Raw genomic sequence first — 24,414 nt, forward strand, 5'->3', positions numbered from 1 at the left:
TAAAATTATTTTTTCCATGTTTCTTGTTTTTTATTTTTCCACTCATATATGGGCACAACAAATCTCACAACCTCTATTTTCTCCTGAGGTTTGAGATTTTCAGCAGGATTGTTGATAATGTATAAAGTGGGTTTGGTTGCTGCATTGGCTACCACATAGAGCCAGTACTGATCTTTAAACCTTTTTGCCTTAAACCATTCATTGGGGGTTAGAGCCACTTCTCCTTCTCCTTTTCTTGCCTTAACTTCTATGTATCTGGTCTCAGCGTTATTTTTTGAGCGAATGTCAAAACCAAGGTTTTCTCTAGATACATCCACAGGTTCTCTTCCATGAGCTTTTTCGTATTCCATGGCTATTTGCATTCCTATTTTTTCAATCTCTTCATCTTCAATCATCTCATTTTTCTCTGGAACAACCTTAATCACACTTAAATATTCAGGCATGGAAATAGACAGACTCTGCTCTTTTTCTATCTCGTCCTTTAATTTTTTCTTTGTTTTTTCATATCTTTTCTTTTGCTCTTCCTTGTTTCTAATGGGCAAATCAACCTTTTCTCCTTTGTATTTTCTCTCCACAAGCGCAGTAAGCTCTTCGTCTAACTTGCCAATTAAATAATCCAATGATCTTAATCCATATTTTTTCTTTATCTCTGCCTGCCTGTTCCTTTCTTTTGCAATATCCTGTTTGTATTTTTCTACTGCATTTATAACAAAAGGTAAAACTCTGTCTTTTTCAGGGGCATTAGAGGATAGAGCTAAAGGCCTAGATGGCACAAGATCCCACAGGATTGATGGAGAAAGCTCTTGATATTCGCTCCCATTATCAAAAATGGTCAAAATCTTTCTTCCTGCTACTTCTCCTTTTCCGTCTTTTACTTCTCCTATGTAAAACCACAGATATCCGTTTAACCTGCCTGAAGGGTCTTTGAATATTGTGCCTTTTTTAGCCTGTTCACCAAATTTTACCAATGTCCACTCTAAAACAGCCTCAAGTAATGGATGTCCAAAAGATATAAATTCTGCATCAGGATTTTTAAATGCTACATCCTTATCAAAAGTTGCCTTTGGATAATGATTTTTAATAATTCCATATCTGTTTTTAAACTCCGCACTTTTAGCAATGGATTTTATTTCATAAGGTATAGAGTCAATGGCGATAAATCCTGATTTTAATTCTCTAAATCTTCCTCCAGCCTTTGCAAATATCCTTTTAAAAAATTCTTCCACATACTCTGGAATAAGCCTGTATTCACGCGCCTTTTCTGCCATCTCCTTTATCCGGGTGTAATCAATAAATCTGGTGGCAAGGCTCTCACCTAGAGCGTCTTTTATTTTGGCAATGTATTGTTCATCAGGTTCAATATCCAGCTCTTTTAATATCTCATCCATGTCTTTTGCTTGGGTTATTGCATCTAAGATAAGCTGGTGCAGATTTTTACCTTCAAAGACCTCTCCTATAACATCAAATACCCTGTCACTTCCAAGTTTTGTCTTTATTTCTTCTAGTTTGTCAAAAAGTTTTGACAATACCTTTCCTTCTGCTGTGTCCTCTGCCACAAGGTTAAAGATGTAAACATCTTTTTGCTGGCCATATCTAGTGAATTCGTCCCATTCTTTGTTCTAATCTGTTGGGGTTCCATGGTATGTCGTAATTTATCATTATATGGCAAAATTGAAGATTTATTCCTTCTCCTGCAGCTTCTGTGGCTATTAATACATCTGTTTCATCCCTAAAAATTTTTTCAGCCTCTATTCTATCGTCTATGCTCATGCCCCCGTATATGGCATTTACCTTATATCCCCATGATCTTATCTTTTCCTTTAAATACATAAGGGAGTCTTTTGATTCAGTAAAAATCAATATCTTGGGTTTTCCTTTCATCTGTTTTATCTTTTCAAAGCCAAGCTGAATAGCATTTTTTAACTCTTTTATCTTTACTTCACACTCGCTATTTATCACATGTTTGGCTCTTTGAATAACAGAGTCTATGGTCTCTATTTCTTTTTTAAGCTCAACTGGATCTTTAGCTACAGTAACAGCTTCCCATTCTTCTTCCTTTTTCCATCTATCAATCTCTTCCACATCTTCAATCTCTTCATAGTCAGCAAAATTTAAAAGCGCATCTTTTGTTTTTTCTTCCCCATTTAATATTTTTTCCAGTCTTTGTTTTCTTCTCTCAAGGGACATGAGCAAGGCATAGGCACTGGAAGCCATTCTTCTTTGAAGAATCATCAGGGCAAAGGCAATATTTCTTTTTTATTGTCTGCTTGCAGGGCTTTGTTGTATTGTTCTAATACATAACGGGAGAGACGATTATAAAGATCTTTTTCAGGCTCAGACAGACGAAATTTTATTGTATGGGTAAATCTTCGGGTAAATATGGGCTTGCCCTCAAAGTCTTTAAGGTCTTCTTTTAGTCTTCTGATAAATAGGGGATTGTCTTTGTTTTTTAAGGATTCTTCTACCATTTCAAGGGATGCGAAAAAACCTGGCATCAAAAGATCTAAAAACAATCTAAAATTCTCTGGGTCTCCTTTGTGTGGTGTTGCAGTTAAAAAGATGAGATGATTTGATGCTTTTGATAAAACCTCTCCCACTTTGTAGCGTTGAGTCTTTTTTGTCTTATCTCCATATCTATAGGCAGACATTTTATGGGCTTCATCTACAAATGCCAGATCCCAGCTTACAGAACTTAAAGATGTAAGGATATCTTCCTGTTTTATAAAATCAAGAGATGTTATTATTTGATCATTTTGTTCCCAAGGATTTTCTCCATAATGGGCATTAAAGGTGTGCCTGTCCAGAACTATAAATGTCTCATCAAATTTTTCTTTAAGCTCTCTTCTCCATTGATCCTTCAGGTGCCCTGGAACTACTATTAGTATTCGATTTGCAAGTCTTCTTAGTTTTAACTCTTTAATAATAAGTCCAGACATGATGGTTTTGCCTGCACCAGGATCATCTGCAATCAAAAATCGTATGTGGGGTTGCTTTAAAACATATCCATATACAGCTTCTATTTGAAAAGGCAAAGGATCAACCTTTGAGACATTCATGGCAAGAAGTGGATCAAATAAAGACGCATACTTAAACCTCATGGCCTCTATTGCAAAAAAAGTATTTTCTGGATCTGCACTGAGATCAATAAGAGAATTTATTATTTTTAGCTTGTGTTGATCTTCCTTTTCTATGAGTTGATCTACATAATTTTTTGAATGAACTGTATAACCAACGATTCTAAGAGAGTGTTTACATTTAGATAGAAATATAATATAAGTTATCCCAACCAAAATAATGGGAGGGAGAAAATGGTTGTATGCAAGCATTGTAATTCAACGCAAGTCGTCAAAAATGGTTTTGTTCGTAAAAAACAGCGGTATCTGTGCAAGAACTGTTCACGAACTTTTGTGATAGGAGATGCAAGGAGAAAAGAATCTCTGAAAGTTAAAAAAGCCCTTGCAGTTATTCTTTATTCTCTTGGTAAAGCATCATTTGGCTTTTTAGCTAAATTATTTGGAGTTTCTCGTTCATTGACTTACCGATGGATAAAAGAGGAAGCCGAATCACTTCCAGAACCAGTTATATCTAATGAGATAAAAGAAATAGAATTTGATGAGATGTGGCATTTTATCCAGTCAAAAAAAACAAAATATGGATTATCAAGGCGTTGGATCGTAGCAGAGGGCGAACTATTGCCTGGGTTATTGGCAATCGTGATGCTTCAACCTTCAGACGGTTATACAAAAAACTTGAACAATTGAAGGACTGTGTTTTTTATACAGATGATTGGGAAGCTTTTAAGAAGGTATTGCCGCGAGAGCGCCATATAATAGGAAAAAGAGGAACAGTGACAATAGAAAGAGATAATAGCAATACAAGACATCATCTTGGACGAATGACACGTAGGACGAAAGTTGTATCTAAAAAGGAAGAAATGGTTCATGCATCAATGAAATTATGGCATGCATTAACTGATCCTGAAATTTTTGCCCAATATCAGCAAAGATTTTTATCTATCTTTAGGTGAACACTCTCGATTCTAATATATGTTCCTATTTCTTCCATCTTTTCAATTTTAACAGGCTCATTCCAAAAAGGAGCTTCTATTAGGGTGTTTTCTTTTAATTTGTTATCCATAGACATCTCCATAGGTTATACCCTTTTCCAATAATGCCTCTATGATTTTATCTTTAGTATTCTGCTATTTTTTTACATGAAGTTGCGGAGTTTACTTAAATCTCTTTAAAATATCTTTGTCAATGGTAATAAATTTTAAAAACTAACTCCTTGATAACACCTTTAATTTCCAGAAGATTAAATTTGTGCTCTAATATAGGGATCTTCCTTTATGAATTTTCAGACTATATTAGCCGTTACCCCATACTAAAAAAAAATGTCTATTTTTTCTATGTTAAAATTTACACACTTATCCTGAAATCTTACGGCCCTGAATTTTATAAAATGGAAGAGGCTCTAAGTTCTGGTGTTTTTCCGTCCGCGCCAGCAAGAAACATGGGTGTTATCACTTCACATTCAAATGTTATTTCCTGCATTATCTTCTCCTTCTGCTTCTATGAAAGTCTGTTTTGTCCAATATATGTCTGTAAAATGTACGATATGTCCGATATATGATTGATAAAAGATCAAATCATGCAAAAATATACCTTCTCCCTTTTTTTCTCCTTCTGCCTTTAAGATTCCTATCTCCACAAGTTGTTGCAAGTCTCTATAGAAAGTTTTTTCAGACACTCCCAAAACTCTTCTTTAAATTCAGGTTCAGGAACTCCTTGTTTTTTGCAGAGGTCGACCATTCTTTTTGTTCCTGTACCCCATCTTTACTATTAGCCCTGCGTAATAGAAAACCATAGCAAGGAGCTTATTTTTTGATTTGGATGGGTGTTCTTTTTTTAAGTCATCAATTGTTAGCCCTTCTGGCAATCCACCAGGGTTCCAAAACCATATAGGACCATCATATATTTTGATCTGAATCTCTGCGGAATCCATGTAATCACGATGTATAAGGGCATTTATACAGGCTTCTCTGATCGCAGGTAAAGGGTAATCCCACACATCCTTCCTATGCACATCCTCTATTACATAGCTTACATTGATATGCTTTTTAATTGCATTTGTAAGAGCTTCAACTTGCACAAACAGATTTCCTTTTATTATAATGGTATCAACAAAAAACAGGCACTTCACGCCAAGATTGTTTCTTATTTTGTTTGGCAGGGTTTCAAGAAGTTTTTCTGGACTTTCAATCTCAACAGGTGTTCCATCATCGCGGATACCAACATACAATATTCCTCCATCCCCATTGGCAAAAGAACACAAAGTTTTTAGATGTTCGTCTTTCCACTTTTCCTTAAATTCTATATCCTGCGATTCTCTCATCACTTCCTTACCCCAATTCTTTTTCTTTTCACTCCTCAAATTTAAATCTCCTCAAAAACAATCTCTTTTACTTCTCTTTTCTCTGTATCAAAGTTTATCCCACAAAGAATAGTTTTAATCCCCTTATTTTTCCAGGTAATATAGAAGGAGTCTGATTGTCTATCTCATTAAAATCAAAAATAAGCACAGGATGTTTTTTAAAATCCCACTTATCATAAATATAAAGGCCTTAAAAAGCTCTTTGTTTCCATAAAAAAGCTCTTTTAGAGTGGATATGGTTAAGGATTTACCAAATCTTCTGGGCCTTGATAAAAAATAACATTCTCCCTCTGTAATAAGCTTACTTATATATCCATTTGGTTTTATCCACATATACAAGGTCTTTTTCTCTAAGCTTTATAAAAGACGATGTGTCAAGGCCAAGTCTTTTTTTCATGGCTTTGCTCCCTTATTAAACAAATTTCACATCCCCCAGATCCATATCTCTTTGCCTCTGTATTTTTCCCTTCTCTCAAATATCTTCTCATCCCACGGTTTGCCCTTTGTCTTATCAAATATCACAAGATGTCCCTCTTCTGCACCACATCTGTCCATATATTCATAGGTCTGAGATAAACCTTCTTCTATGGTCTTTTCCAGACATTTATAAAGGACCTTGAGCTCAATAACCACTTTTTGCACTTTCTTTGCTTCAAGAAGACTACTTGTTCCAATAGGCCATATTAAAAGAAGGTCTGTTCTTTTTCTGCCAAGACCATATTCTCTTTCTATCCTTCCGCCACTATTAACAATCCTTTGCAAAAATGCCTGCATAAGTAGTTGGGGTCCTGCTTCCTTGTATTGAAATCTCTCAAGCCAGCTCTCACTGTGTTCCCTGAAAAACTCCTGAAATGCCCGCATAAGTTTTACTATATCAAGGCTTCCATCTGGATTTACATACCACAAAGGTTTAAATTGACTCTCTAGCTCTGTCAGTAACATATAGGTAATCTCTCTTGGGATGATCTCTCACCGAGAATTGCTGAAAACTCAAAATCCGCGATTGATTTTTCATTCTAATGTCTCCGCACCCAGGGGGTGTCTGCCAACAGGCAGGACAGCGGAATGCAGGCAAGCGAGCACTCCTTGACAGCCCCAGCCCTATATTTGTGGGTCCTTTTTTAAAGTTATTACTGTTTTGAGGAGTTTACCTTTCTTTTTAGAAAGCTTTTAAAAATTTCGGGGAAAGTCCTGTAAAGAATGAAAAAAATATATGAAAGACTTGCAGACTAAAAGAGGAATATGCAAAGGCAGCCAAGCATTATGAAACCGTGCTTACTGCTTCTATTTAAGGAAAGGTAGTAGGGAAGTGAAAACCAACAGAGGGGATCAACATAACTTCAGCAATGCAATGGTTATGGAAGTTTGGGCTATTATTAATTCAATGATCCATTTGACTAAGCGAATCTCCAAGTCTTTGATATCCTTTTTAGTAGCCAATCTTTCTTTTTGTGACTGCTCAATTATTTCAATAAATTCGTTTGCTTTTTGTCTTCAAGTCTAAGGTCTTTCAAAAGGGGATAAAGCTTTGCTAAGGTAGCCATGTATGTATAAATGAGCAGTATGAACAAAAAATAGGTAATTTGCTTTCCAAATATTGGAGAGCACCTCAAGAAAAAATTTTGTCAATAATGCTTGACAAAAAATTTTTTTTGAGTCAATTTAGATCAATCAAACAATATGAGATAATCTAAATAATGTGAGATAATCCTTACAATTTAAGAATTTGCTAACAAAAGGACGAAGGATGAGCATAGATGAAACAAAGCTTGGTCAAGAATGGCGTATTATAAAGGTAGATAGAGGCGGTGCTGCAGGGCTGCAGCTAAATGTTAGTCCAGTGCATATCATATGTGTTGTGGTGTTTTGTATTGTATTAGGATTTTCAAACGGTTTTTCAAAAATACTTAAAAAAGATACCAATAACGATGGTAATTTAGATATGTGGGCCTATTATGATGAAGATGGAAATTTAGTGAAGATAGAAATTGATTCAAATTTTGATGAGAAATTAGATGAATGGAGGTATTTTGAAAAAGGGGATTTGGTGAGGGTAGAAAGTGATACCAATCATAATGGAAAAATTGATACCTGGAGTTTTTTTGAAGGGGGAAAATTAAAAAGACAGGAACAAGATAAAAATGAGGATGGTTTAAGGGAAATAATCGCCTTTTTAGACAAAGAGGAGGGAAATGAAAGGGTAATAATAGATAGCAATTTCAATGGAAAGTTCGATACCTTTAGTTTTTATAAAAAAGGGGAGCTTATAAGGCAAGAACAAGATAAAAATGAGGATGGAAAGATAGATACATGGTTTTATTTTGAAAAAGGGAAACTAAAAGAGGCCCGATTTGACACAAATTTTGATGGAAGAGTGGATGCCATAAAATTTTATGAAAAAGGAAAAGTCATAAAGGCACAGTGGGATAGCGATTTTGATGGAAAGATAGATACCTGGGATTACATTAAGGAGGCAAGGCAAGAACAGGATAGAAATAAGGACGGAGAAGTGGATGCTTGGCTCTATCTGAACAGATTAGGAAAGATAACTAAAGAGAAAATAGATACCAATTTTGATGGAAAGGTAGATTTAATAAAACACTATCAAAAGGAGATTTTGACCTTAGGAGAAATAGACTCAAATCACGATGGCCAATTTGATGTAAGAAATGAATATAAAAAAGGAAGCCTATATAGACAACTTCGGGACAGAAATAAGGATGGTAAATGGGATTCATGGATATATTTTTCTAAAAATGGGAAAATGAAAGAATCACAAATTGATAAGGATTATGATGGCAGGGTTGATAATTGGTATTTTTATAGAAATGGAAAATTAATAAGGCAGGAACAAGACACAAATAAAGATGGAAGGGTAGATGTATGGAGCTATTATAAGGGAGGTAAACTCAGCTTAAAAAAGAAGGATTCAAATCATGATGGTACCATTGATAAGATAGAGTACTACAGCAAGGGAAGGCTTATAAAATTAGAACAGGACACAAATAAAGATAAAAAGATTGATATTTGCTGGCATTATGGAAAAGATAGGGTTCCCATTAAGGCTGAACAAGACAAGGATGGGGATGGAAAATGGGAACTTTCCTTTTTTTATGAAAATGGAAGCCTCATAAGGGTAGAGGAAGACAGCAATAGAGACGGAAAAATAGATCTCTGGAAGTACTATTGCAAAAAAGGAAAGTTAATTAAGACAGAAAAAGACTTAGATTATGACGGAAGGCCAGATATTTCATTTTAATCTACCCATAATATCGTTTTTAGCAAAAGGGGGGATTTTAATAATTCCTATCCTCTTTTGCTCTGTAATTGCCCTTACTATAGTGCTTGAAAGGCTTTATAGCTCCAGAAAACTGAGAATTAAAAATCCAGATGACCTAATTACTAAGGTTAAGAGGGCATTAAATAAAAAAGGGATAGATAAGGCATTATTTATAGCAGAAAATAGCAAAAATCCCTTAGGAAGGGTGCTAAAAGAAGGTATTAAAAGATACCGGGCTGGTAAAGATAAAGAATGCATAGAAAGGGCTATGGCCTCTGCAGCAGAAAGGGAGATAAGGGAGCTAGAAAGGTATTTGTCTGCCCTCTCTACTGTAGGGAACATTGCCCCGCTTTTAGGTCTCTTAGGTACAGTGACAGGGATGATAAAGGCATTTATGGTAATCGAGAGACTAGGAGGAAGAGTAAATGCCAGTGTGCTTGCAGGTGGCATATGGGAGGCCATGCTTACTACTGCCTTGGGGCTTTCTGTAGCTATCCCTACCATAGTAGCCCACAATTATCTAGTAAGTAGGGTGAGAAATTTTACGGCACTCTTACAAGAAAAACTCAATGAATTTTTGGAGGTATTGGATGATAAGGCTTAAAAATAGCATAAATAATATTGAGGAAATGTCTCTTACACCTTTAGTAGATATGGTATTTTTGCTGATTATATTCTTTCTTTTAACTACAAGGTTCATCACCGAAGAAGGTATCTCAGTGAAGCTTCCTCAGGCAGATTCCACAACGCCACAGACCCAAAGAGAAATTACACTCTATGTATCTAAAGAAGGTAGGGTATTTATTGGGAATAGATTACTTACCTTACATCAACTCTATTATGAATTGAGGTCCCTTATAGGCTCTGATAGAGATAAATTGGTAGTAATAAAGGCAGATAGAGAAGCAATTTTAAATAAAGTGGTAAAGGTAATGGATGTTGCAAAGACTGCTGGTGCAGCAAGGCTTTGTATTGCAACAAGAAAAGAGGGATATGGTGAATAAAAACAAAAATAAGGCTATAAGGATATTTTTTATTATCTCCGTAGTGTTTCATGCATCTATATTACTTTGCTTTACTGACATATTCTCTGCAAAAACACCTGAGAGAAGGATAGAGGTGGATCTAAAAGAAATAAAAGGAGAAAGTGTCAAGTCTCCCAAGATTCCACTTATGCCAAGGATGGTTAAACAGGTAACTTATAATTTAAACCCAATAAAGGAGGTAGTGCATCAGGTAAAATATAGGCAGTGTCCAAAGACCATTGTAGAATCCATTAAAGAAACAAAATATAGGCCTATTTCAGTAGCAAGCATATCTAATTTCTTTTCTAAGCATTATGATTTTAGTAATACCAATAATAAAAGTTCTACTAAAGGAAAAGCTTCTTCGCTCTTTTATTATCAGCAACTCATTAAACAAAAGATTGAAGAGAACAAAAGATACCCGTTACTTGCTAGAAATAAAGGGATTGAGGGTGATGTATGGGTAAAATTTGAGATTTTAAAAAATGGAAAGGTAAAAAATATAAAGGTAGTTAAATCCAGTCATCATCAAATCTTAGATAAGGCTGCTATAGAAAGTATTAAAAAAGCCAATCCATTTCCTCCTTTTCCAGAAGGATTAAAAGAAAGGTCATTAATTATAAATATATGCCTACGCTTTGAATTGAAAGAATATGCACGGAGGTAAGAAGATAGAATAAATAGATAAGATAGGATTTTAAAAATGCGGAAAGCAGCCCCGGCCAAAGGAAACCTGCTTTCCGCCTGTGGCACCTGGCACTCTTTTAACCAGGCCCATTTTTTTTTTAGCAACAATGGCGTTAGTTGTCAATTGATTGAAAGGAGGAGGCTATGAAAAATTTAGTAATTTGCTTTCTATTGGTCTTTCTCATGGTTACCATGGTTTCAGCACAACAAAAGCCAAAGGAAATTGAAATAGGAGAAGTGGTTGTAACTGCCACAAGGACAGAAAGACCAGTAAAAGATGTGCCTAACAGTGTAACTATTATAACCAAGGAAGAGATGGATAAGATGCATGTAAAGACTGTAGATGATGTATTGAACAAGGTGGCTGGTATCAGGATAAAGCGCACTATGGGGCTTTGCACCACAGGCAGTCACACTAGCCTTTTGATGAGAGGTACAGGTTCTTCAAAGCGGACATTGGTGCTAAAAGATGGCATTCCCTTAAACGATATGTATGGTGGTTCTGTTCAAGATTTTAGTACACTTTCCACAGAGGACATAGAGAGGATTGAGATAGTAAGAGGGGCAGGTTCTGCCCTTTATGGCTCTAATGCCATGGGTGGTGTGATAAATATCATTACCAGACCGCCTAAGGAAAGATTTGCTGGTGGCTTGAGCTATGAAGGTGGTGAGATGAATACCCATATATATAACTTTAATATAAGCCGAGAATATGATTGGTTTGGATTTCGCCTCTCAGCAGGTGGCAGAAATACAGATGGCTATAAATATAAAAAGAAATGGAAGGATTATTATAAAAAACCAGAGACAGATAGGTATTATGTATCACCAGAGGTTGATTTTAAATTGGGGAGATCAAAGCTTAAATTTGGGTTTGAATACTTTGATGAAGATGATATTCATGCAGCTCCAACTTTATATGAGTTAGATACAGAGATATATAAATATCACCTTGATTACAGTATCCCTATCTCAGATATAGATTTCAATGCCAAATTTTACTACTTTGACTATGAGTCTAATACAGAGGCACACAAATATAATAAGACCACAAAACAATTTGATAGATTCTATTACAAAAGCGACGTTCCTAAGGAAAACTGGGGGCTTATGCTCCAGGCAAGCAAAGAGATAAAGGGGCTTCTTTTTACCATAGGCTCTGATTTAAAATGGGGAGAGTGTGAATCTCATTATCTATATAAAAAAGGGCCAAGGGATTTTGAAGGGAAGCAAAAGCAATATTCTGGGTTTTTACATGCAGAATGGCCATTATTAAAAGAAAAGTTGATCCTCAGTGCAGGTATTCGCTATGACTGGTGGAAAAACTATGATGGCAGTTTTTATGACAATACCACTGGAAAGGAGATAGCCTTTGACTATCCAGAAAACACTGAAGACCGCTGGTCTCCTAAGGCAGGACTGGTTTATCATTTAACAGAAGACACAAGGTTTAGGACATCTTTTGGCACAGGATTCAGAGCACCAGACCTCTATAGTCTTTATAGGTCAGGTCCTCATGGGGCAGCGCTCTTTGAGATAGGAAATCCGGAGCTTGAGCCTGAAAAGATGACCTATTCTGTAGATGTTGGGGTTGATACAAAGCCTCTTTATGAATTATTTAAAATAGCTAAGGATTTTAATCTGTCTTTTACTGCCTATTGGAGTGAATTTGAGGACTTCATTACTAAGAAGGTCTTAGAACCAGGAGAAATTCCCCCTTATTTTACCCCTGAAGAGGGACAGGAAGTAAAACAAAAAGTAAATGTGGGAAAAGTGCGTATTCATGGCATTGAAACTGAAATAGATTATGCATTTTTAAAATATTTTAAAGTCAATGTTAATTATACATATAACATTTCAAAAGTTGTAGAACATCCTTTGGCACCTGAAATAGAAGGAAAGTTGCTTACCTATACGCCCAAGCACGTAGTAAACTGGGGCATAATTTATGATAACCCCAAGTTATTTACTATAAGTCTATATTGCACCTATATGGGCAAGGTCTTTTATGATGAAAAGAATAAAAAGTCGATTGATGATTATGTAGTGGGTGATTTAAGAGTATCCCGTGTTATACCACTTCCAAAATATATGAGGGGTAAAATGGAAGCCTTTTTAAATGTGGATAATATCTGGGATGAAGAATACAGGCACTATTACTATTATTATCTTCCAGGCACTACTGTAATGGGCGGATTAAAATACACTTTTTAGGAATATGGGAGGGAACATAAATGAAGATGATTATTTATTTTTGGGTAATAGGCACCTTGTTTATGGTCTTAATCTTTGCAACAAAGGCAGGACTTGTAGCTGGCTCTGCTCATTTAAGTAAACTAAAAATAATATCTTTGGCCTCTTTGTATGGCATGCTTTCATTTTTAATGGGTGTTATCTTAAAGATATTTAATCCGCTTGATTATTTTCAATTCTTCCAGAAATTCACATCATATGGGGTATTGCTGCATATATTCCTTTCTTTTGGGCTCTTTGCCTGGGGTCTTTATACCATAAAATCATTTGTAAATGAAAATATAAAGAAAAGAAAAGTAGGTTATCTCTTAATGTTTCCCTGCCCTATTTGTTTATCTTCCATGCTTTTAAGCACCTCTATATTTTCTGCCATAACTGGTATTTCTGCCATTAAGACTAGCGCTTTAATAAGTATAATATTTGTGGTAGTAATCCTTACCTCAGCCCTTTTATTCAAGCATCTTAACCCAATCATGGTTGGATTTTCTATGCTCATGCTTGGCCTTTATTTTGTTATCTCTATCTTAGTTGTGCCTGTTTATAGCCAGTATAAAGCAATTTTTAGCTTGACCCGCTCCACTACCAAAGTGGATTTGTCATTGCCACAGCTTATGGGAATTTTGGGCATTGCTCTTTTATTTTTTGGCATAGGCTATCTAAAAACAAAAAGTGAGATGGAAAAATGATATTAAACTATTTACAGTCTGCCCTTTATTTAATCATGAACGCCTTTTTGTATCCGGTTATGGCTTTGCTTTTGGTCTTTTTTATCTGGATATTAATGTTATTGGGTGGTTTTGTCTCAGAATGGTTATTGCGGAAAAGGATACAAAGTCCAGAATGGCTGGCAGCAAAACTCTGCAATGAAATTTCTCATGCTGCTTATAACAGGGCCTCTAACCAAATCAATGCATACCTAGAGGGGATAAGATTTGGAAACCTGTTCTGGAAAAATTTTTTAGGAGAATTGGCAGGAGAAATCACAGAGAAAAGAGAGCATCTGGATCTGGTTTTAGAGAACCTCCTTCAGGAATATCAGATAAAGGTAGAAAAAATGGTGGATAAGACCCGTATTTTGATAAGAATTGGTCCTATGCTTGGTTTAATGGGCACCCTTATCCCTATGGGGCCAGCCCTTTTGGCCCTATCTCAAGGGGACCTTACCCGTATGGCGAATAGCCTAATTATTGCCTTTAGCACCACAGTAGTGGGCCTGGCCATTGGGGGAATAGCCTATGTCATCTCTACAATCAGACAAAGGTGGTATGAAGAGGATATAAAGGACATCTCTTATTTTTCTGATTTAATTATAAAAAATTTAAATAGGGTGAGGTTAAATGGAATTCTTAAAGAGAAGAAGAAAGAAAAATAAATCACCCGCCTATAAAGAAGAACCATTGGGTGGCATAGCAAATCTGTTTGATGCAGCCATGGTGTTTGCCGTAGGATTTATGGTGGCCATAATAAATGCCTATCATCTCCATGAGATATTTTCTGCTGAGGAGTTTACTTTGGTTAAAAATCCTAACCAGCCAGGCAAAATGGAAATCATTACCAAAAAGGGAAAAGAGATCAAGGTACAGAAGTTAACCAAGAAAATGGCTGAAGGGCAGGGAATAAGATTGGGAACAGCCTATAAGTTATTAGATGGTCGAGTAGTTTATATTCCGGAGGAAGAAGAGAGATAGTTATAATCAGCAGAACTTTCAGCCATCTATCTGGTTGTGACTATTCTTGAGAGGAGGTTTAGTGATGGTCAAAAAGGGAGGGTTTTTAGCAGTTATTTTGACCCTGTGTGTTATCACAATATTGATGGTTCCGGCTAACACGGGTGCATTGACTACCAAAAAGATGGTTTTCTTCATTCCTGAGACTGCCACTAAAGTTATGGCAGAAGGAATATCAAAGTTTAAGGAAGAATATCCTGCACTGAGTAAAAAAGTAGATATAGTGGTGTATCCTGGCAGGGACTTGGAGGAAAAAGTAATAGAGCCTGTTCTGTCTGATGCAGATATTATTTTTTTAAACCACATAAGCTATAGAGTCATGCTGGATATGGAAAAAGACTTAAAAATAGCCAGAGCCAGAGGGGCTAAGGTTATTGGTATTGGCGGATACGACGTATTTCGAGTAAAAGGCTATTATAATGTGGATGTGGCAACCTATCCTGAAATGGTTGCCTACTGGGAATATAGCGGTCCGGAAAATGTGAAGCGTCTTATAGTATATCTTTTCCATCAGTTTGCAGGAATAACGAATCTAACAGTTGAACCTCCAATTGAGATGCCTTTAGAGGGCATCTATCATCCTGATGCACCTGACTCAAAGGTATTCAAAACGCCTGAAACTTACCTGAAATGGTACAAAACTTCAGGTCGCCTTAAAGATGCTCCATGGGTGGGAATCCTTGCCTACAATACCCTGAAGGTTGGCAATAACCAGATTGAGAAGACTATAATTAGGGAATTGGAAGACAGTGGCCTTAATGTGGTTTGTACCATCGGCTATCCTGCTGAAGAGATGCTTCAAAAATATTTGATAAAAGAAGAAAAACCATATGTTCACATCATTATTTCTCTTATGTTTTCTCACCCTAAGGAGAAAAGCACTGAGTTACTTAAAAAGGCAAACATTCCTATAATAAGGGCAGTTTCTCTCTATAATAAGATTGAGGAGTGGGAAAAGAGCCCACAGGGGATTGAGGCATTTCAGTTAGCCTCTCAGATATTCCTGCCGGAGTTAAGTGGCCTGATTGAACCAATTGTGGTGGGTGGCAAACGAACCTTTTTTGATGAAAAGAGCGGTGTAAAGATAACAGAGCGGGTCCCTGTTAATGAGAGGATTGAAAAATTGGTGAAAAGGGTAAAGTCGTGGTTAAGATTAAAATACCTTCCTAATTCTCAAAAAAGGATTGCCATTATTTATTACAATCACCATACAGGAAAACAAAACCTTGGTGCAAGCTACCTTGATTTATTTGAGAGCCTAAAGGAACTTTTAGGTGCCCTTAAAGAGGCAGGTTATTTTTTGGGTGAAGGAGCTTCTTTTACTAAAGAGACTTTGCAGGATATGATTTTAAGGCAGGGAAGAAATATTAGCACCTGGGCACCAGGAGAATTAGAAAAACTGGTTAAAAGTGATAGGATTGTATTGGTTCCTGTTGAGAAATATAAACAATGGTTCAAAGCACTTCCTTCAGATTTTAGAAAAACAGTTTTGGAAAAATGGGGAAGCGTAGATAATACTACCCTTATGACCTGGGAGGACAAAGGAAACAAGAAAAAATACATTGTTATCCCAGGGCTTAAGCTTGGCAATATCTTTCTTGGCCCACAACCTACCAGGGGCTGGCTTGAAGAATCAGAACGTCTTTATCACGACATAACACTGCCTCCCCACCACCAGTATCTTGCCTTTTATCTCTGGCTTAAACATGAGTTTAAAGCAGATGCGGTTATCCACTTTGGCAAACATGGCACCCTGGAATGGACTCCTGGAAAACAGGTGGGATTGTCTGAAAATTGCGCCCCTGATGTCCTGATGCAGGATATACCAGATATTTATCCTTATCTCATGGATGATGTTGGCGAAGGACTCCAGGCCAAGAGAAGAGGATATGGAGTAATCATTGATCATATGATACCAGCTATAAAGATGTCTGGTCTTTATAAAGAATATGCAAAGATAAATGAGCTTATACCCCTTTATGAACAGTCAAAAAATCAAACCCCTGCAGTAGCAGAAAGGTATAAAGAAGAGATATTGAAGCTGGCCAAAGAATTAGGAATTGGAAAGGATATTGGAATAGAACTAAATAAGGAACATTTTGATGATCTCTTGGATGCCCTTCATGATTATCTTGCTGAGATAAGGAGCCAGAGTATGCCTTATGGTCTTCATATACTTGGAGTTTCTTTAAAAGGCGAGAGCCTTGTCAGTATGGTAATAGCCATGCTGAGCGTGGAAACAGATATCCCTTCTATTCAGGAGATAGTTTCAAATATCCTGAAGATGGACTGGGAGAATATAAAAAAACATCCAGGTAAACATATTAAAGAAGCGGAAAAAATAGAGAGTATCTGTGAGGTTTTACTAACAAAGGTCATTCTTGAAAAGATGCCTTTGGAAGAAGCGTTTATTAAGAGTCTTAGTAAGAATTATGCCAGCGCATCTCCCAAAGAAAAGAGATGGTTAAAAGAGATCATAAAACGGGGAATTGACTATGCCGAAAAGCTCAGTAAGTGTCACAAGGAGATTAAGAGTATTCTTAATGCCCTTAATGCAGGGTATATCCCTCCAGGGCCTGGAAATGACCCTATCCGCGACCCTGATGCCTTGCCAACAGGTAGAAATTTTTATGGTTTTAATCCGGAAAAGATTCCAACTAAGGCTGCCTGGAAAGTGGGCAAGAAATTGGCAGATGAGTTGATTGAAAGTTATCTAAAAAAGAATGGAAAATATCCACACAAGATTGCCCTTGTGCTTTGGGCTACAGAGACCTTACGGCACCATGGCATAATGGAATCAAAGGCCCTTTATCTTATGGGAGCAAGGCCGGTGTGGGATGGCAGGGGTCATGTAAAGGGGGTGGAATTGATACCTGAATCGGAATTAAAGAGACCCCGCATTGATATCCTGGTTTCTGCCTCCGGACTATACAGGGATATCTTTCCCATCCAGATTGGCCTAATTGATGATGCTGTCCAGCTTGTAATCAATGCAGAAAAAGAAAAATACCAAAACTTTGTCAGGCTGCATACCTTAGAAGCCGAACAAGTATTTAGAGAAAAAGGTTATTCAGAAAAAGAGGCAAAGGAATTTGCCCGCTACCGTATCTTCGGTGCACCTACAGGAGGATATGGCACAGGTCTTGATCAGGCAATACCTGCTAGTGGCACATGGGAGAAAGAAGATAAATTGGCCGAGCTTTATATCAACAGGATGAATTATGCCTATGGCAGAAATATTTGGGGAAAAAAGGCAAAAGATGCCTTTATACAAGCATTAAAGGGAACAGATATGGTAGTTCATAGCCGCTCCACAAACCTGTTTGGTGTCTTAGATAATGATGATTTTTACCAGTATATGGGTGGACTGGCCATGGCAGTGAGGAATGTCTCAGGAAAGACACCTGAACTATATGTATCCGATGCAAGGGACCCATCTTCTCCTAAGTCGGTAACTTTTGCCAGATTTATGGGGCTTGAGATAAGAGCCCGTTATTTTAATCTTAAATGGATTAAAGGGATGAAAGAACACGGCTATTCAGGTGCAAGGGAGATGGCAAAATTTGTGGAAAATTTATGGGGCTGGCAGGTAACCACTCCAAAAGAGGTATCAAAGGAGATGTGGGAACAGGTATATCAGGTATATATAGAGGATAAATACGGGATGAAATTAAAGGAATTCTTTGAAAAACACAGCCCATTTGCCTATCAAGCCATTATTGCCAGGATACTTGAGGTGGAAAGAAAGGGGTATCAAAAGCTGGATAAAAAATTACTCCAAAAAGTTGCCAGGGATTATGTAACCTCTGTGGCCACAAAGGGAATGGCCTGCTGTGAGCATACCTGCAATAACATTGCCCTAAATCAGTTTGCAGCCAATATCTTGTCTATACCTGGTCTGGTCAGCCCAGAGACCATGCTCAAGTTTCAAAGTCAGGTTAAGCTGACCACAGGACTTGATATCAAGACACCAGATTGGGTTAAGGAGGCGAAGAAAAAGGAGGTTGAGGCCGGTGCAGGAATAGCACCAAGTAAGGTCAAAGAGGAAGCCGGTTCTAAAAAGTTAGAAGAGGTAAAAGGCTATGAGATGAAAGAGAAAAAGGATGAGACGGCCACAGAACTTCCTACCTCAGGGGTATCAATTGTAGCTGTATTGATTGTAATTTTTATTGTTGCCCTGATAGGACGTGGATTGTGGAAAGGGATGAGGAGGTAGCAACTGAGAAAATAAATTTTAGGAGGAAATCTATGGGGAATAAGAGGAGACACATAATAAATGTAATTTTAGTAGTACTTATAGGTCTGGTTATTGTCTCTATGGTAAAGACTCAAAAAATGGCAGGGTATGAGAAATTGGGTCTTACTGAATATGAAAAAGGGAATTATAAGCAAGCAATAGAATATTATTCAAAAGGAATAGAATCTAATCTAAATGATGCATCTTTATATAATAACCGAGGACTAGCTTACTATAATTTGGAACAATATGATAAGGCAATTGCCGATTATACAAAAGCTATAGAGATAAAGCCAGATTTTGCAGATGCTTATTATAATCGGGGTCTGGCATATTTTAAAAAAGGCTCTTCTTATAATCTTGAGCCGCGTAAAAAGGCAATCTCTGATTTTACCAAGGTAATAGAATTAAGACCAGATTTTGTAGATGCCTATTATAATAGAGCATTAGTTTATACTGAGCAAATTCACTACCATCATAAATACAGGACCATACCTCCTAAATTCCCTTCAGAAGACATGGATAATTATAATAAGGCCCTTTTAGATTATTATAAAGTCCTTGATCTAGACCCCTCTTATATTTTGGCCTATCATGGAATGGGAAATTTATTTTATAGACATGGAGATTGGGATTTGGCAACTAAAGCATATAACAAGGCACTTAGTCATAAAGATGAGATATTAAAAAAAGTAGAGGAAGAAGGTTTAGCTGGGGTATATAATAGCAGGGGAAGAAACTATTTAGCTGCAGGGAAACTTAAAGAGGCAATCTCAGATTTTACAAAGGCAATTGAATACTACAAAAAAGGAGCAAATAAAGAGGTGGGACTAAATAAAAATATTACCAATGCCCTTGCCCATAGAACAGTTGCAGCTTGGGAATTAGGAAAATGGGAAGATACTATTAAATATGCTGATGAAACAATTAAAGTAAAGGAAAGCAATCCTAAAAGATATGGAAAGGCTACATTTTATTATTTTACCAAAGGAAGGTGCTATTACAAGCTTGGTAAGTATGATGAAGCGATTCTTAATCTTAAAAAGGCGTTAAGTGAGTCAAAATATGGGATGGATGCAGAGGCAAGATTATGGTTAGGTAGAGTACATAAAAAGAAAGGTGATAAAAGAAAGGCAAAAAAGAAAATAGAGGAGGCTTTAGAATTGTATAATGAAAAAATTAAGGAAGCAGATGAATACAGTATTCATAAACTATATCTTAAAAGAGGATTGTGCTATTTGGAGCTTGATGAGTATGATAAAGCCATCTCTGACTTTAAAGAGACAATAAAAAGAAGGGTATTTTCAGACAGACCAGTTAACCATACAAGTTATTATTTGGATGCCCATAAATATATTGGCATTGCCTATTTGAGAGCAGGAAACAGGGATAAGGCAGAAGAATATTTTAAAAACACAATAGAGTTGGCAAAAGAACGTGGCTTTGAAGAGGTAATAAAAGAGACTGAAGAACTTCTGGCCAATTTGTAATTTTTTGAAAGGAGGTGAAAGGTATGTGTGTTCCAGTAAGTGTACTTACAAAAGGACAAACTAGTGGTTGCACAGGACTGTGTAGGCTTTGGCCTCATATGAGTGCCTTGGTAGCCCTTTTTGCTGGCCTGGTTTGGAACTTTTTGCGTGGAAGAAGGTCAAAGATATTTAAATGAATTGGCTAAATAGACATTTAACTTTGCAGATTGAACCTACTCGCAGATGCAACTTAAACTGCAAGATATGTATGCGACGGAATTTAAATGAAAGTAATATTCAACTATCTTTAGAGAATTTTAAAAGAGTATTGAATTTTGGCAATTTTCAGCATGTTTGTCTACATGGATGGGGTGAGCCACTGCTTAATCCTCAGATATTTCAAATGATAAAATATGCTGAGTCACAAGGAATTTCTACAGAACTTACTACTAATGGGACCCTGCTTAAAGAAAACTTAGAAAAAATCTTGGGCAGTGGTCTGAGTATTATTGCTCTTGGAATACATAATAGGGAAATCTTTTTATCTATTTTGCCACAAATTAGAGAGTCAATAATAAGAAGAAATAAAGAGAAATTGAGGAAACCAAAAATCTATATGGATATTGTCATATACAAAGAAAATGTTAGTCAAATTCTGGACTTAATAAAATTTGCCTCTCAGTTGAATATTGATGCAGTAGTCTTACACAGGCTATTTAAAGTTCACCCCAGTGTGGACTATATTTCTGCTGAGGAGGAAAAGGAGTTATTTAAAAAAGCAAAGGAGTTAGCAAAAGAATTAAAGATAAAACTATATCTGCCTCCAAGACCTTCTATACCTTGTATTGCAATTAATTATAGTAGCTTTGTTACAGTTAAAGGTAAAATTACCCCCTGCCCTTACCTTCCAGAATTTTACCTGGGGGATGCCCTTAACCATGATGATCTAAAAGGCATATATCTAAAAAAGATTAATTTTATTAAAAATATGAGTAAGCACCCTCTATGTAACAAATGCCCATTGGGTTCCAGAAATGGTAAATTTTATTGCTAAAGTGTTCGTTGTTGGTTGTCAGTACTCTGTTATTTTTGCCAGGACAATGGACAAATAACAAGAAAGGAGGAGATAGAGAAAGCATAAAATAGATCCAATTGTCAAGCAATTAAGCAACCCAAAATCCGCGATTGATTTTTCATTCTAATGTCTCCGCACCCAGGGGGTGTCTGCCAACAGGCAGGACAGCGGAATGCAGGCAAGCGAGCACTCCTTGACAGCCCCAGCCCTATATTTGTGGGTCCTTTTTTAAAGTTATTACTGTTTTGAGGAGTTTACCTTTCTTTTTAGAAAGCTTTTAAAAATTTCGGGGAAAGTCCTGTAAAGAATGAAAAAAATATATGAAAGACTTGCAGACTAAAAGAGGAATATGCAAAGGCAGCCAAGCATTATGAAACCGTGCTTACTGCTTCTATTTAAGGAAAGGTAGTAGGGAAGTGAAAACCAACAGAGGGGATCAACATAACTTCAGCAATGCAATGGTTATGGAAGTTTGGGCTATTATTAATTCAATGATCCATTTGACTAAGCGAATCTCCAAGTCTTTGATATCCTTTTTAGTAGCCAATCTTTCTTTTTGTGACTGCTCAATTATTTCAATAAATTCGTTTGCTTTTTGTCTTCAAGTCTAAGGTCTTTCAAAAGGGGATAAAGCTTTGCTAAGGTAGCCATGTATGTATAAATGAGCAGTATGAACAAAAAATAGGTAATTTGCTTTCCAAATATTGGAGAGCACCTCAAGAAAAAATTTTGTCAATAATGCTTGACAAAATTTTTTTTTTGAGTCAATTTAGATCAATCAAACAATATGAGACAATATAAATAATGTGAGATAATCCTTACAATTTAAGAATTTGCTAACAAAAGAGGCCAAGGATGAGCATAGATGAAACAAAGCTTGGTCAAGAATGGCGTAAATAGAAAAGCGTTTGGGGAATCAGGTGATGTTAAGAATGACCGGATTTTACAATGATATAAATGACTGCATGAACAGGATTTACTTTACTATAAAACCCTAGAGGGAATTAAATATTACTGGTGGGAAAACATAGATGAGGCAGAAACTAGCGGTATAGAAATAGAGATAGAATACAGGTCTTTTCCTGGGGAATTTATTTAACCTTTGACAAGTGGGAGACATCAGGTCAGATGATATTCGGTGGGCTAAAGATAATGTTTTAAGGTGATGCAGCAGCAAAAAAATAAGCAGGAGGATAAAAGATGAAGTTAGCAATCCCAACAGAAGACAAGACCACTATAAGTGAACATTTTGGGGGTGCTCCTTACTTTACGGTGGTTACTGTGGAGGACAATAAGATAACAAATAAAGAGATAAGAGAGAAACCGGGGCATAAAGATTTTGCAGGAGAGGAGCATTCTCCTCAAACCAGCGAGACAGGAAGACATGGCATTGGTCCTGTGGCATCGGAAAGACATAAAAAGATATTCGAGGTTATTAAGGACTGCGACCTTATTATAACAGGAAGAATGGGTTTGGGGGCTTACATTGACATGCAAGGTTTTGGAATGAAGGTAATTGTTTGCGATGTAAAGGATATAGATGGGGCAGTCTCCCTTTATTTGGAGGGGAAATTATCCCATAAGGAAGATCGTATTTGCTAATCTATAAAAGCTGCTGCATTACTTTTCTTTATTTGTTTGAGAGGTGAACATTTTTAAAAATTTTACAAAATTTTCTTGACAAAAAGTTGTATTATTAAAATTCCCTGATAGTATAATAAAAGATTAAATTTATTAAGAGAAGAGCTATGACATTAGATGAGATAAAGACTGGGCGAGAATGCCGAATTATTAGGGTAAATATAGGCGGTGCAACAGGGCAGCGCCTAATGGATATGGGCTTTGTGCCAGGGACAAAGGTAAAGGTGGTACGTAATGCACCACTTGTGGACCCGGTTGATTTTTCTATTAGAGGATATCATGTAAGCCTCCGTCATTCAGAGGCTAAATGTATAGAGGTGGAGCCATTATGAAAAAGGAAAAGATTATAGTGGCAGTTGCAGGACAGCCCAATTCTGGCAAGTCAACTATCTTTAACCTCCTTACTGGGGCCAGGCAACATGTGGCCAATTACCCTGGGGTAACGGTAGAGAAGAAAACCGGGGTATTTAAGTTTCAGGGACATAGTATTGAACTGATCGATTTGCCTGGAACCTACAGCCTTACATCTTACACATTAGAGGAGCGAATAGCAAGGGATTTTATCCTCCATGAAAGGCCGAAATTGGTTGTAGATATACTGGATGCATCAAATCTTGAAAGGAATCTCTATCTTACATTTCAGCTTGGTGAAATGGGAATCCCATTGGTAATTGATTTAAACATGATGGATGTAGCAAAAAGCAGGGGAATTGAGATAGATATAGATGAATTAAGCAAAAAGTTAGGGGTTCCGGTAATTCCGACAATTGGCAATAGAGGGAAAGGGAAAAAAGAGCTTCAGAAGGCAATATGGGATATTGCCAATGGGGATATCCAATCTAACTCTATACGTATTGATTACGGTGATGCCTTAGAGCCTGTGCTTTCCTCCTTGGAAGAGAGGCTTTCAGAAGAATCTGCACTCTCTCAAGACTATCCCTTAAGATGGCTTGCGGTAAAGCTTATGGAAGGTGATAGTGAGGCAAAGAGGCTTGTTAAAGAGCGGTCAAAAGATGGAAGGGAAATCTTGGATTATGTAGAAAAAGAGAGGGAAAGGTTTATATCTAAATATAAAGAGGCCCCAGAGAAGGTCATTGCGCAGAGACGTTATCTTGCGGCAGAGAAGATCGCAGAAAGTGTCATTAAGAGAAAAAAGGAGACAACCTTAGTCCTATCTGATAAGATTGATAAGGTTGTATGCCATAGGGTCTTTGGCTTTATCATCCTGGCTGCAGTTATCTATGGTCTATATGAGCTCTCTATAGTCCAGGGCTATAATATCACCAATTATACGTGGCCCATCTTGGCCTCCTTTAGAAAGTTTGTTGCAAACATCCTTCCTCCTGAAGGATTCATCTTTGACCCACTCCTTCGTTCGATACCATTAGGGGTCATTGATGGAATTGTGGCGGTCCTAAATTATGTCCCTATCTTTCTCATCCTCTTTGCCTTAATAGCCATACTGGAAGATACAGGCTATATGGCACGTATGGCATTTATCTTAGACCGTATCCTTAGGCATTTTGGCCTCCATGGACAATCTACTCTGCCCTTTATTTTGGGTGGTGTATATGTGGGTGGGTGAGC

The 24,414-nt window shown here is 36.9% G+C and carries 25 protein-coding genes; 17 read left to right on the plus strand and 8 right to left on the minus strand.

Annotation, left to right across the window (positions count from 1 at the left end; genetic code table 11):
- Window positions 1–5 precede the first annotated feature (5 nt).
- From ACYQ1E_RS14430 to ACYQ1E_RS14440, 3 genes are all read right to left on the minus strand, one after another.
- A complete protein-coding gene (locus ACYQ1E_RS14430) occupies window positions 6–1,526 on the minus strand; it encodes a protein NO VEIN domain-containing protein (RefSeq protein ID WP_459880849.1) in 1,521 nt (506 codons plus the stop codon).
- A 67-nt stretch (window positions 1,527–1,593) separates the two neighbouring features.
- Complete coding sequence (locus ACYQ1E_RS14435; RefSeq protein ID WP_459880852.1) at window positions 1,594–2,214, minus strand: helicase-related protein; 621 nt, start codon at window positions 2,212–2,214, stop codon at window positions 1,594–1,596.
- Between the two features lie 17 nt (window positions 2,215–2,231).
- Window positions 2,232–3,326, minus strand: coding sequence for a DEAD/DEAH box helicase (locus tag ACYQ1E_RS14440; protein ID WP_459880855.1), 1,095 nt, complete (start codon window positions 3,324–3,326; stop codon window positions 2,232–2,234).
- On the opposite strand from ACYQ1E_RS14440, the gene ACYQ1E_RS14445 reads away from it, so the two are divergent.
- Window positions 3,309–3,761, plus strand: a complete 453-nt coding sequence (locus ACYQ1E_RS14445; protein ID WP_459874971.1) for an IS1/IS1595 family N-terminal zinc-binding domain-containing protein — start codon at window positions 3,309–3,311, stop codon at window positions 3,759–3,761. The two genes, ACYQ1E_RS14440 and ACYQ1E_RS14445, sit on opposite strands and share 18 nt — an antisense overlap.
- On the plus strand, window positions 3,668–4,027 hold the full coding sequence (locus tag ACYQ1E_RS14450) for an IS1 family transposase (RefSeq protein ID WP_459874973.1): 360 nt from the start codon (window positions 3,668–3,670) through the stop codon (window positions 4,025–4,027). Before ACYQ1E_RS14445 ends, ACYQ1E_RS14450 begins: the two co-directional genes overlap by 94 nt.
- Here the strand turns inward: ACYQ1E_RS14450 and ACYQ1E_RS14455 are convergent.
- The 5 genes from ACYQ1E_RS14455 to ACYQ1E_RS14475 form a co-directional block, all read right to left on the minus strand.
- Window positions 3,997–4,137, minus strand: a complete 141-nt coding sequence (locus tag ACYQ1E_RS14455; protein ID WP_459880858.1) for a hypothetical protein — start codon at window positions 4,135–4,137, stop codon at window positions 3,997–3,999. The genes ACYQ1E_RS14450 and ACYQ1E_RS14455 overlap by 31 nt on opposite strands.
- Before the next feature lie 396 nt (window positions 4,138–4,533).
- Window positions 4,534–4,749, minus strand: a complete 216-nt coding sequence (locus tag ACYQ1E_RS14460; RefSeq protein WP_459880861.1) for a hypothetical protein — start codon at window positions 4,747–4,749, stop codon at window positions 4,534–4,536.
- Window positions 4,750–4,776: 27 nt separating this feature from the next.
- Window positions 4,777–5,433, minus strand: coding sequence for an RNA/DNA-binding domain-containing protein (locus tag ACYQ1E_RS14465; protein WP_459880863.1), 657 nt, complete (start codon window positions 5,431–5,433; stop codon window positions 4,777–4,779).
- Window positions 5,434–5,553: 120 nt separating this feature from the next.
- Window positions 5,554–5,766 (minus strand): AAA family ATPase, encoded by a 213-nt coding sequence (locus ACYQ1E_RS14470; protein WP_459880866.1) that lies wholly within the window; start codon window positions 5,764–5,766, stop codon window positions 5,554–5,556.
- A gap of 90 nt (window positions 5,767–5,856) precedes the next feature.
- Window positions 5,857–6,375 carry a hypothetical protein gene (locus ACYQ1E_RS14475; RefSeq protein WP_459880868.1) on the minus strand — a complete coding sequence of 173 codons (519 nt, stop codon included), beginning with the start codon at window positions 6,373–6,375 and terminating at the stop codon, window positions 5,857–5,859.
- Between the two features lie 805 nt (window positions 6,376–7,180).
- Between ACYQ1E_RS14475 and ACYQ1E_RS14480 the strand changes: the two genes are divergently transcribed.
- The 15 genes from ACYQ1E_RS14480 to feoB all read left to right on the plus strand — a co-directional run bounded on the left by ACYQ1E_RS14480 (window position 7,181) and on the right by feoB (window position 24,412).
- Entirely contained in the window at window positions 7,181–8,692 is a 1,512-nt protein-coding gene (locus tag ACYQ1E_RS14480) for an EF-hand domain-containing protein (RefSeq protein ID WP_459880871.1), read from the plus strand.
- Window positions 8,664–9,317 carry a MotA/TolQ/ExbB proton channel family protein gene (locus ACYQ1E_RS14485; RefSeq protein ID WP_459880874.1) on the plus strand — a complete coding sequence of 218 codons (654 nt, stop codon included), beginning with the start codon at window positions 8,664–8,666 and terminating at the stop codon, window positions 9,315–9,317. Before ACYQ1E_RS14480 ends, ACYQ1E_RS14485 begins: the two co-directional genes overlap by 29 nt.
- The gene (locus ACYQ1E_RS14490; RefSeq protein ID WP_459880876.1) at window positions 9,304–9,717 is read left to right on the plus strand and encodes an ExbD/TolR family protein; all 414 of its coding nucleotides are present in this window, start codon (window positions 9,304–9,306) and stop codon (window positions 9,715–9,717) included. The genes ACYQ1E_RS14485 and ACYQ1E_RS14490 overlap by 14 nt, the downstream gene beginning before the upstream one ends.
- Complete coding sequence (locus ACYQ1E_RS14495) at window positions 9,710–10,405, plus strand: energy transducer TonB (protein ID WP_459880879.1); 696 nt, start codon at window positions 9,710–9,712, stop codon at window positions 10,403–10,405. The genes ACYQ1E_RS14490 and ACYQ1E_RS14495 overlap by 8 nt, the downstream gene beginning before the upstream one ends.
- Window positions 10,406–10,569: 164 nt before the next feature.
- Window positions 10,570–12,639, plus strand: coding sequence for a TonB-dependent receptor plug domain-containing protein (locus tag ACYQ1E_RS14500; protein ID WP_459880882.1), 2,070 nt, complete (start codon window positions 10,570–10,572; stop codon window positions 12,637–12,639).
- Between the two features lie 20 nt (window positions 12,640–12,659).
- Window positions 12,660–13,364 (plus strand): DUF2162 domain-containing protein, encoded by a 705-nt coding sequence (locus tag ACYQ1E_RS14505; protein ID WP_459880885.1) that lies wholly within the window; start codon window positions 12,660–12,662, stop codon window positions 13,362–13,364.
- On the plus strand, window positions 13,361–14,050 hold the full coding sequence (locus ACYQ1E_RS14510) for a MotA/TolQ/ExbB proton channel family protein (RefSeq protein WP_459880887.1): 690 nt from the start codon (window positions 13,361–13,363) through the stop codon (window positions 14,048–14,050). The genes ACYQ1E_RS14505 and ACYQ1E_RS14510 overlap by 4 nt, the downstream gene beginning before the upstream one ends.
- Window positions 14,016–14,366, plus strand: a complete 351-nt coding sequence (locus ACYQ1E_RS14515; RefSeq protein WP_459880890.1) for a DUF2149 domain-containing protein — start codon at window positions 14,016–14,018, stop codon at window positions 14,364–14,366. Before ACYQ1E_RS14510 ends, ACYQ1E_RS14515 begins: the two co-directional genes overlap by 35 nt.
- A 64-nt stretch (window positions 14,367–14,430) precedes the next feature.
- On the plus strand, window positions 14,431–18,621 hold the full coding sequence (locus ACYQ1E_RS14520; protein ID WP_459880892.1) for a cobaltochelatase subunit CobN: 4,191 nt from the start codon (window positions 14,431–14,433) through the stop codon (window positions 18,619–18,621).
- A gap of 32 nt (window positions 18,622–18,653) precedes the next feature.
- Window positions 18,654–20,132, plus strand: coding sequence for a tetratricopeptide repeat protein (locus ACYQ1E_RS14525; RefSeq protein WP_459880895.1), 1,479 nt, complete (start codon window positions 18,654–18,656; stop codon window positions 20,130–20,132).
- 23 nt (window positions 20,133–20,155) lie between these two features.
- The gene (locus ACYQ1E_RS14530; RefSeq protein ID WP_459880898.1) at window positions 20,156–20,308 is read left to right on the plus strand and encodes a hypothetical protein; all 153 of its coding nucleotides are present in this window, start codon (window positions 20,156–20,158) and stop codon (window positions 20,306–20,308) included.
- Entirely contained in the window at window positions 20,305–21,165 is an 861-nt protein-coding gene (locus ACYQ1E_RS14535) for a radical SAM protein (protein ID WP_459880900.1), read from the plus strand. The genes ACYQ1E_RS14530 and ACYQ1E_RS14535 overlap by 4 nt, the downstream gene beginning before the upstream one ends.
- 1,221 nt (window positions 21,166–22,386) lie before the next feature.
- Window positions 22,387–22,788, plus strand: a complete 402-nt coding sequence (locus ACYQ1E_RS14540) for a NifB/NifX family molybdenum-iron cluster-binding protein (RefSeq protein WP_459880903.1) — start codon at window positions 22,387–22,389, stop codon at window positions 22,786–22,788.
- Between the two features lie 146 nt (window positions 22,789–22,934).
- Window positions 22,935–23,159, plus strand: coding sequence for a FeoA family protein (locus tag ACYQ1E_RS14545; RefSeq protein ID WP_459880906.1), 225 nt, complete (start codon window positions 22,935–22,937; stop codon window positions 23,157–23,159).
- A complete protein-coding gene (feoB, locus tag ACYQ1E_RS14550; protein WP_459880909.1) occupies window positions 23,156–24,412 on the plus strand; it encodes a ferrous iron transport protein B in 1,257 nt (418 codons plus the stop codon). Before ACYQ1E_RS14545 ends, feoB begins: the two co-directional genes overlap by 4 nt.
- Window positions 24,413–24,414 lie beyond the last annotated feature (2 nt).

The sequence above is a fragment of the Desulfothermus naphthae genome (assembly GCF_054657475.1).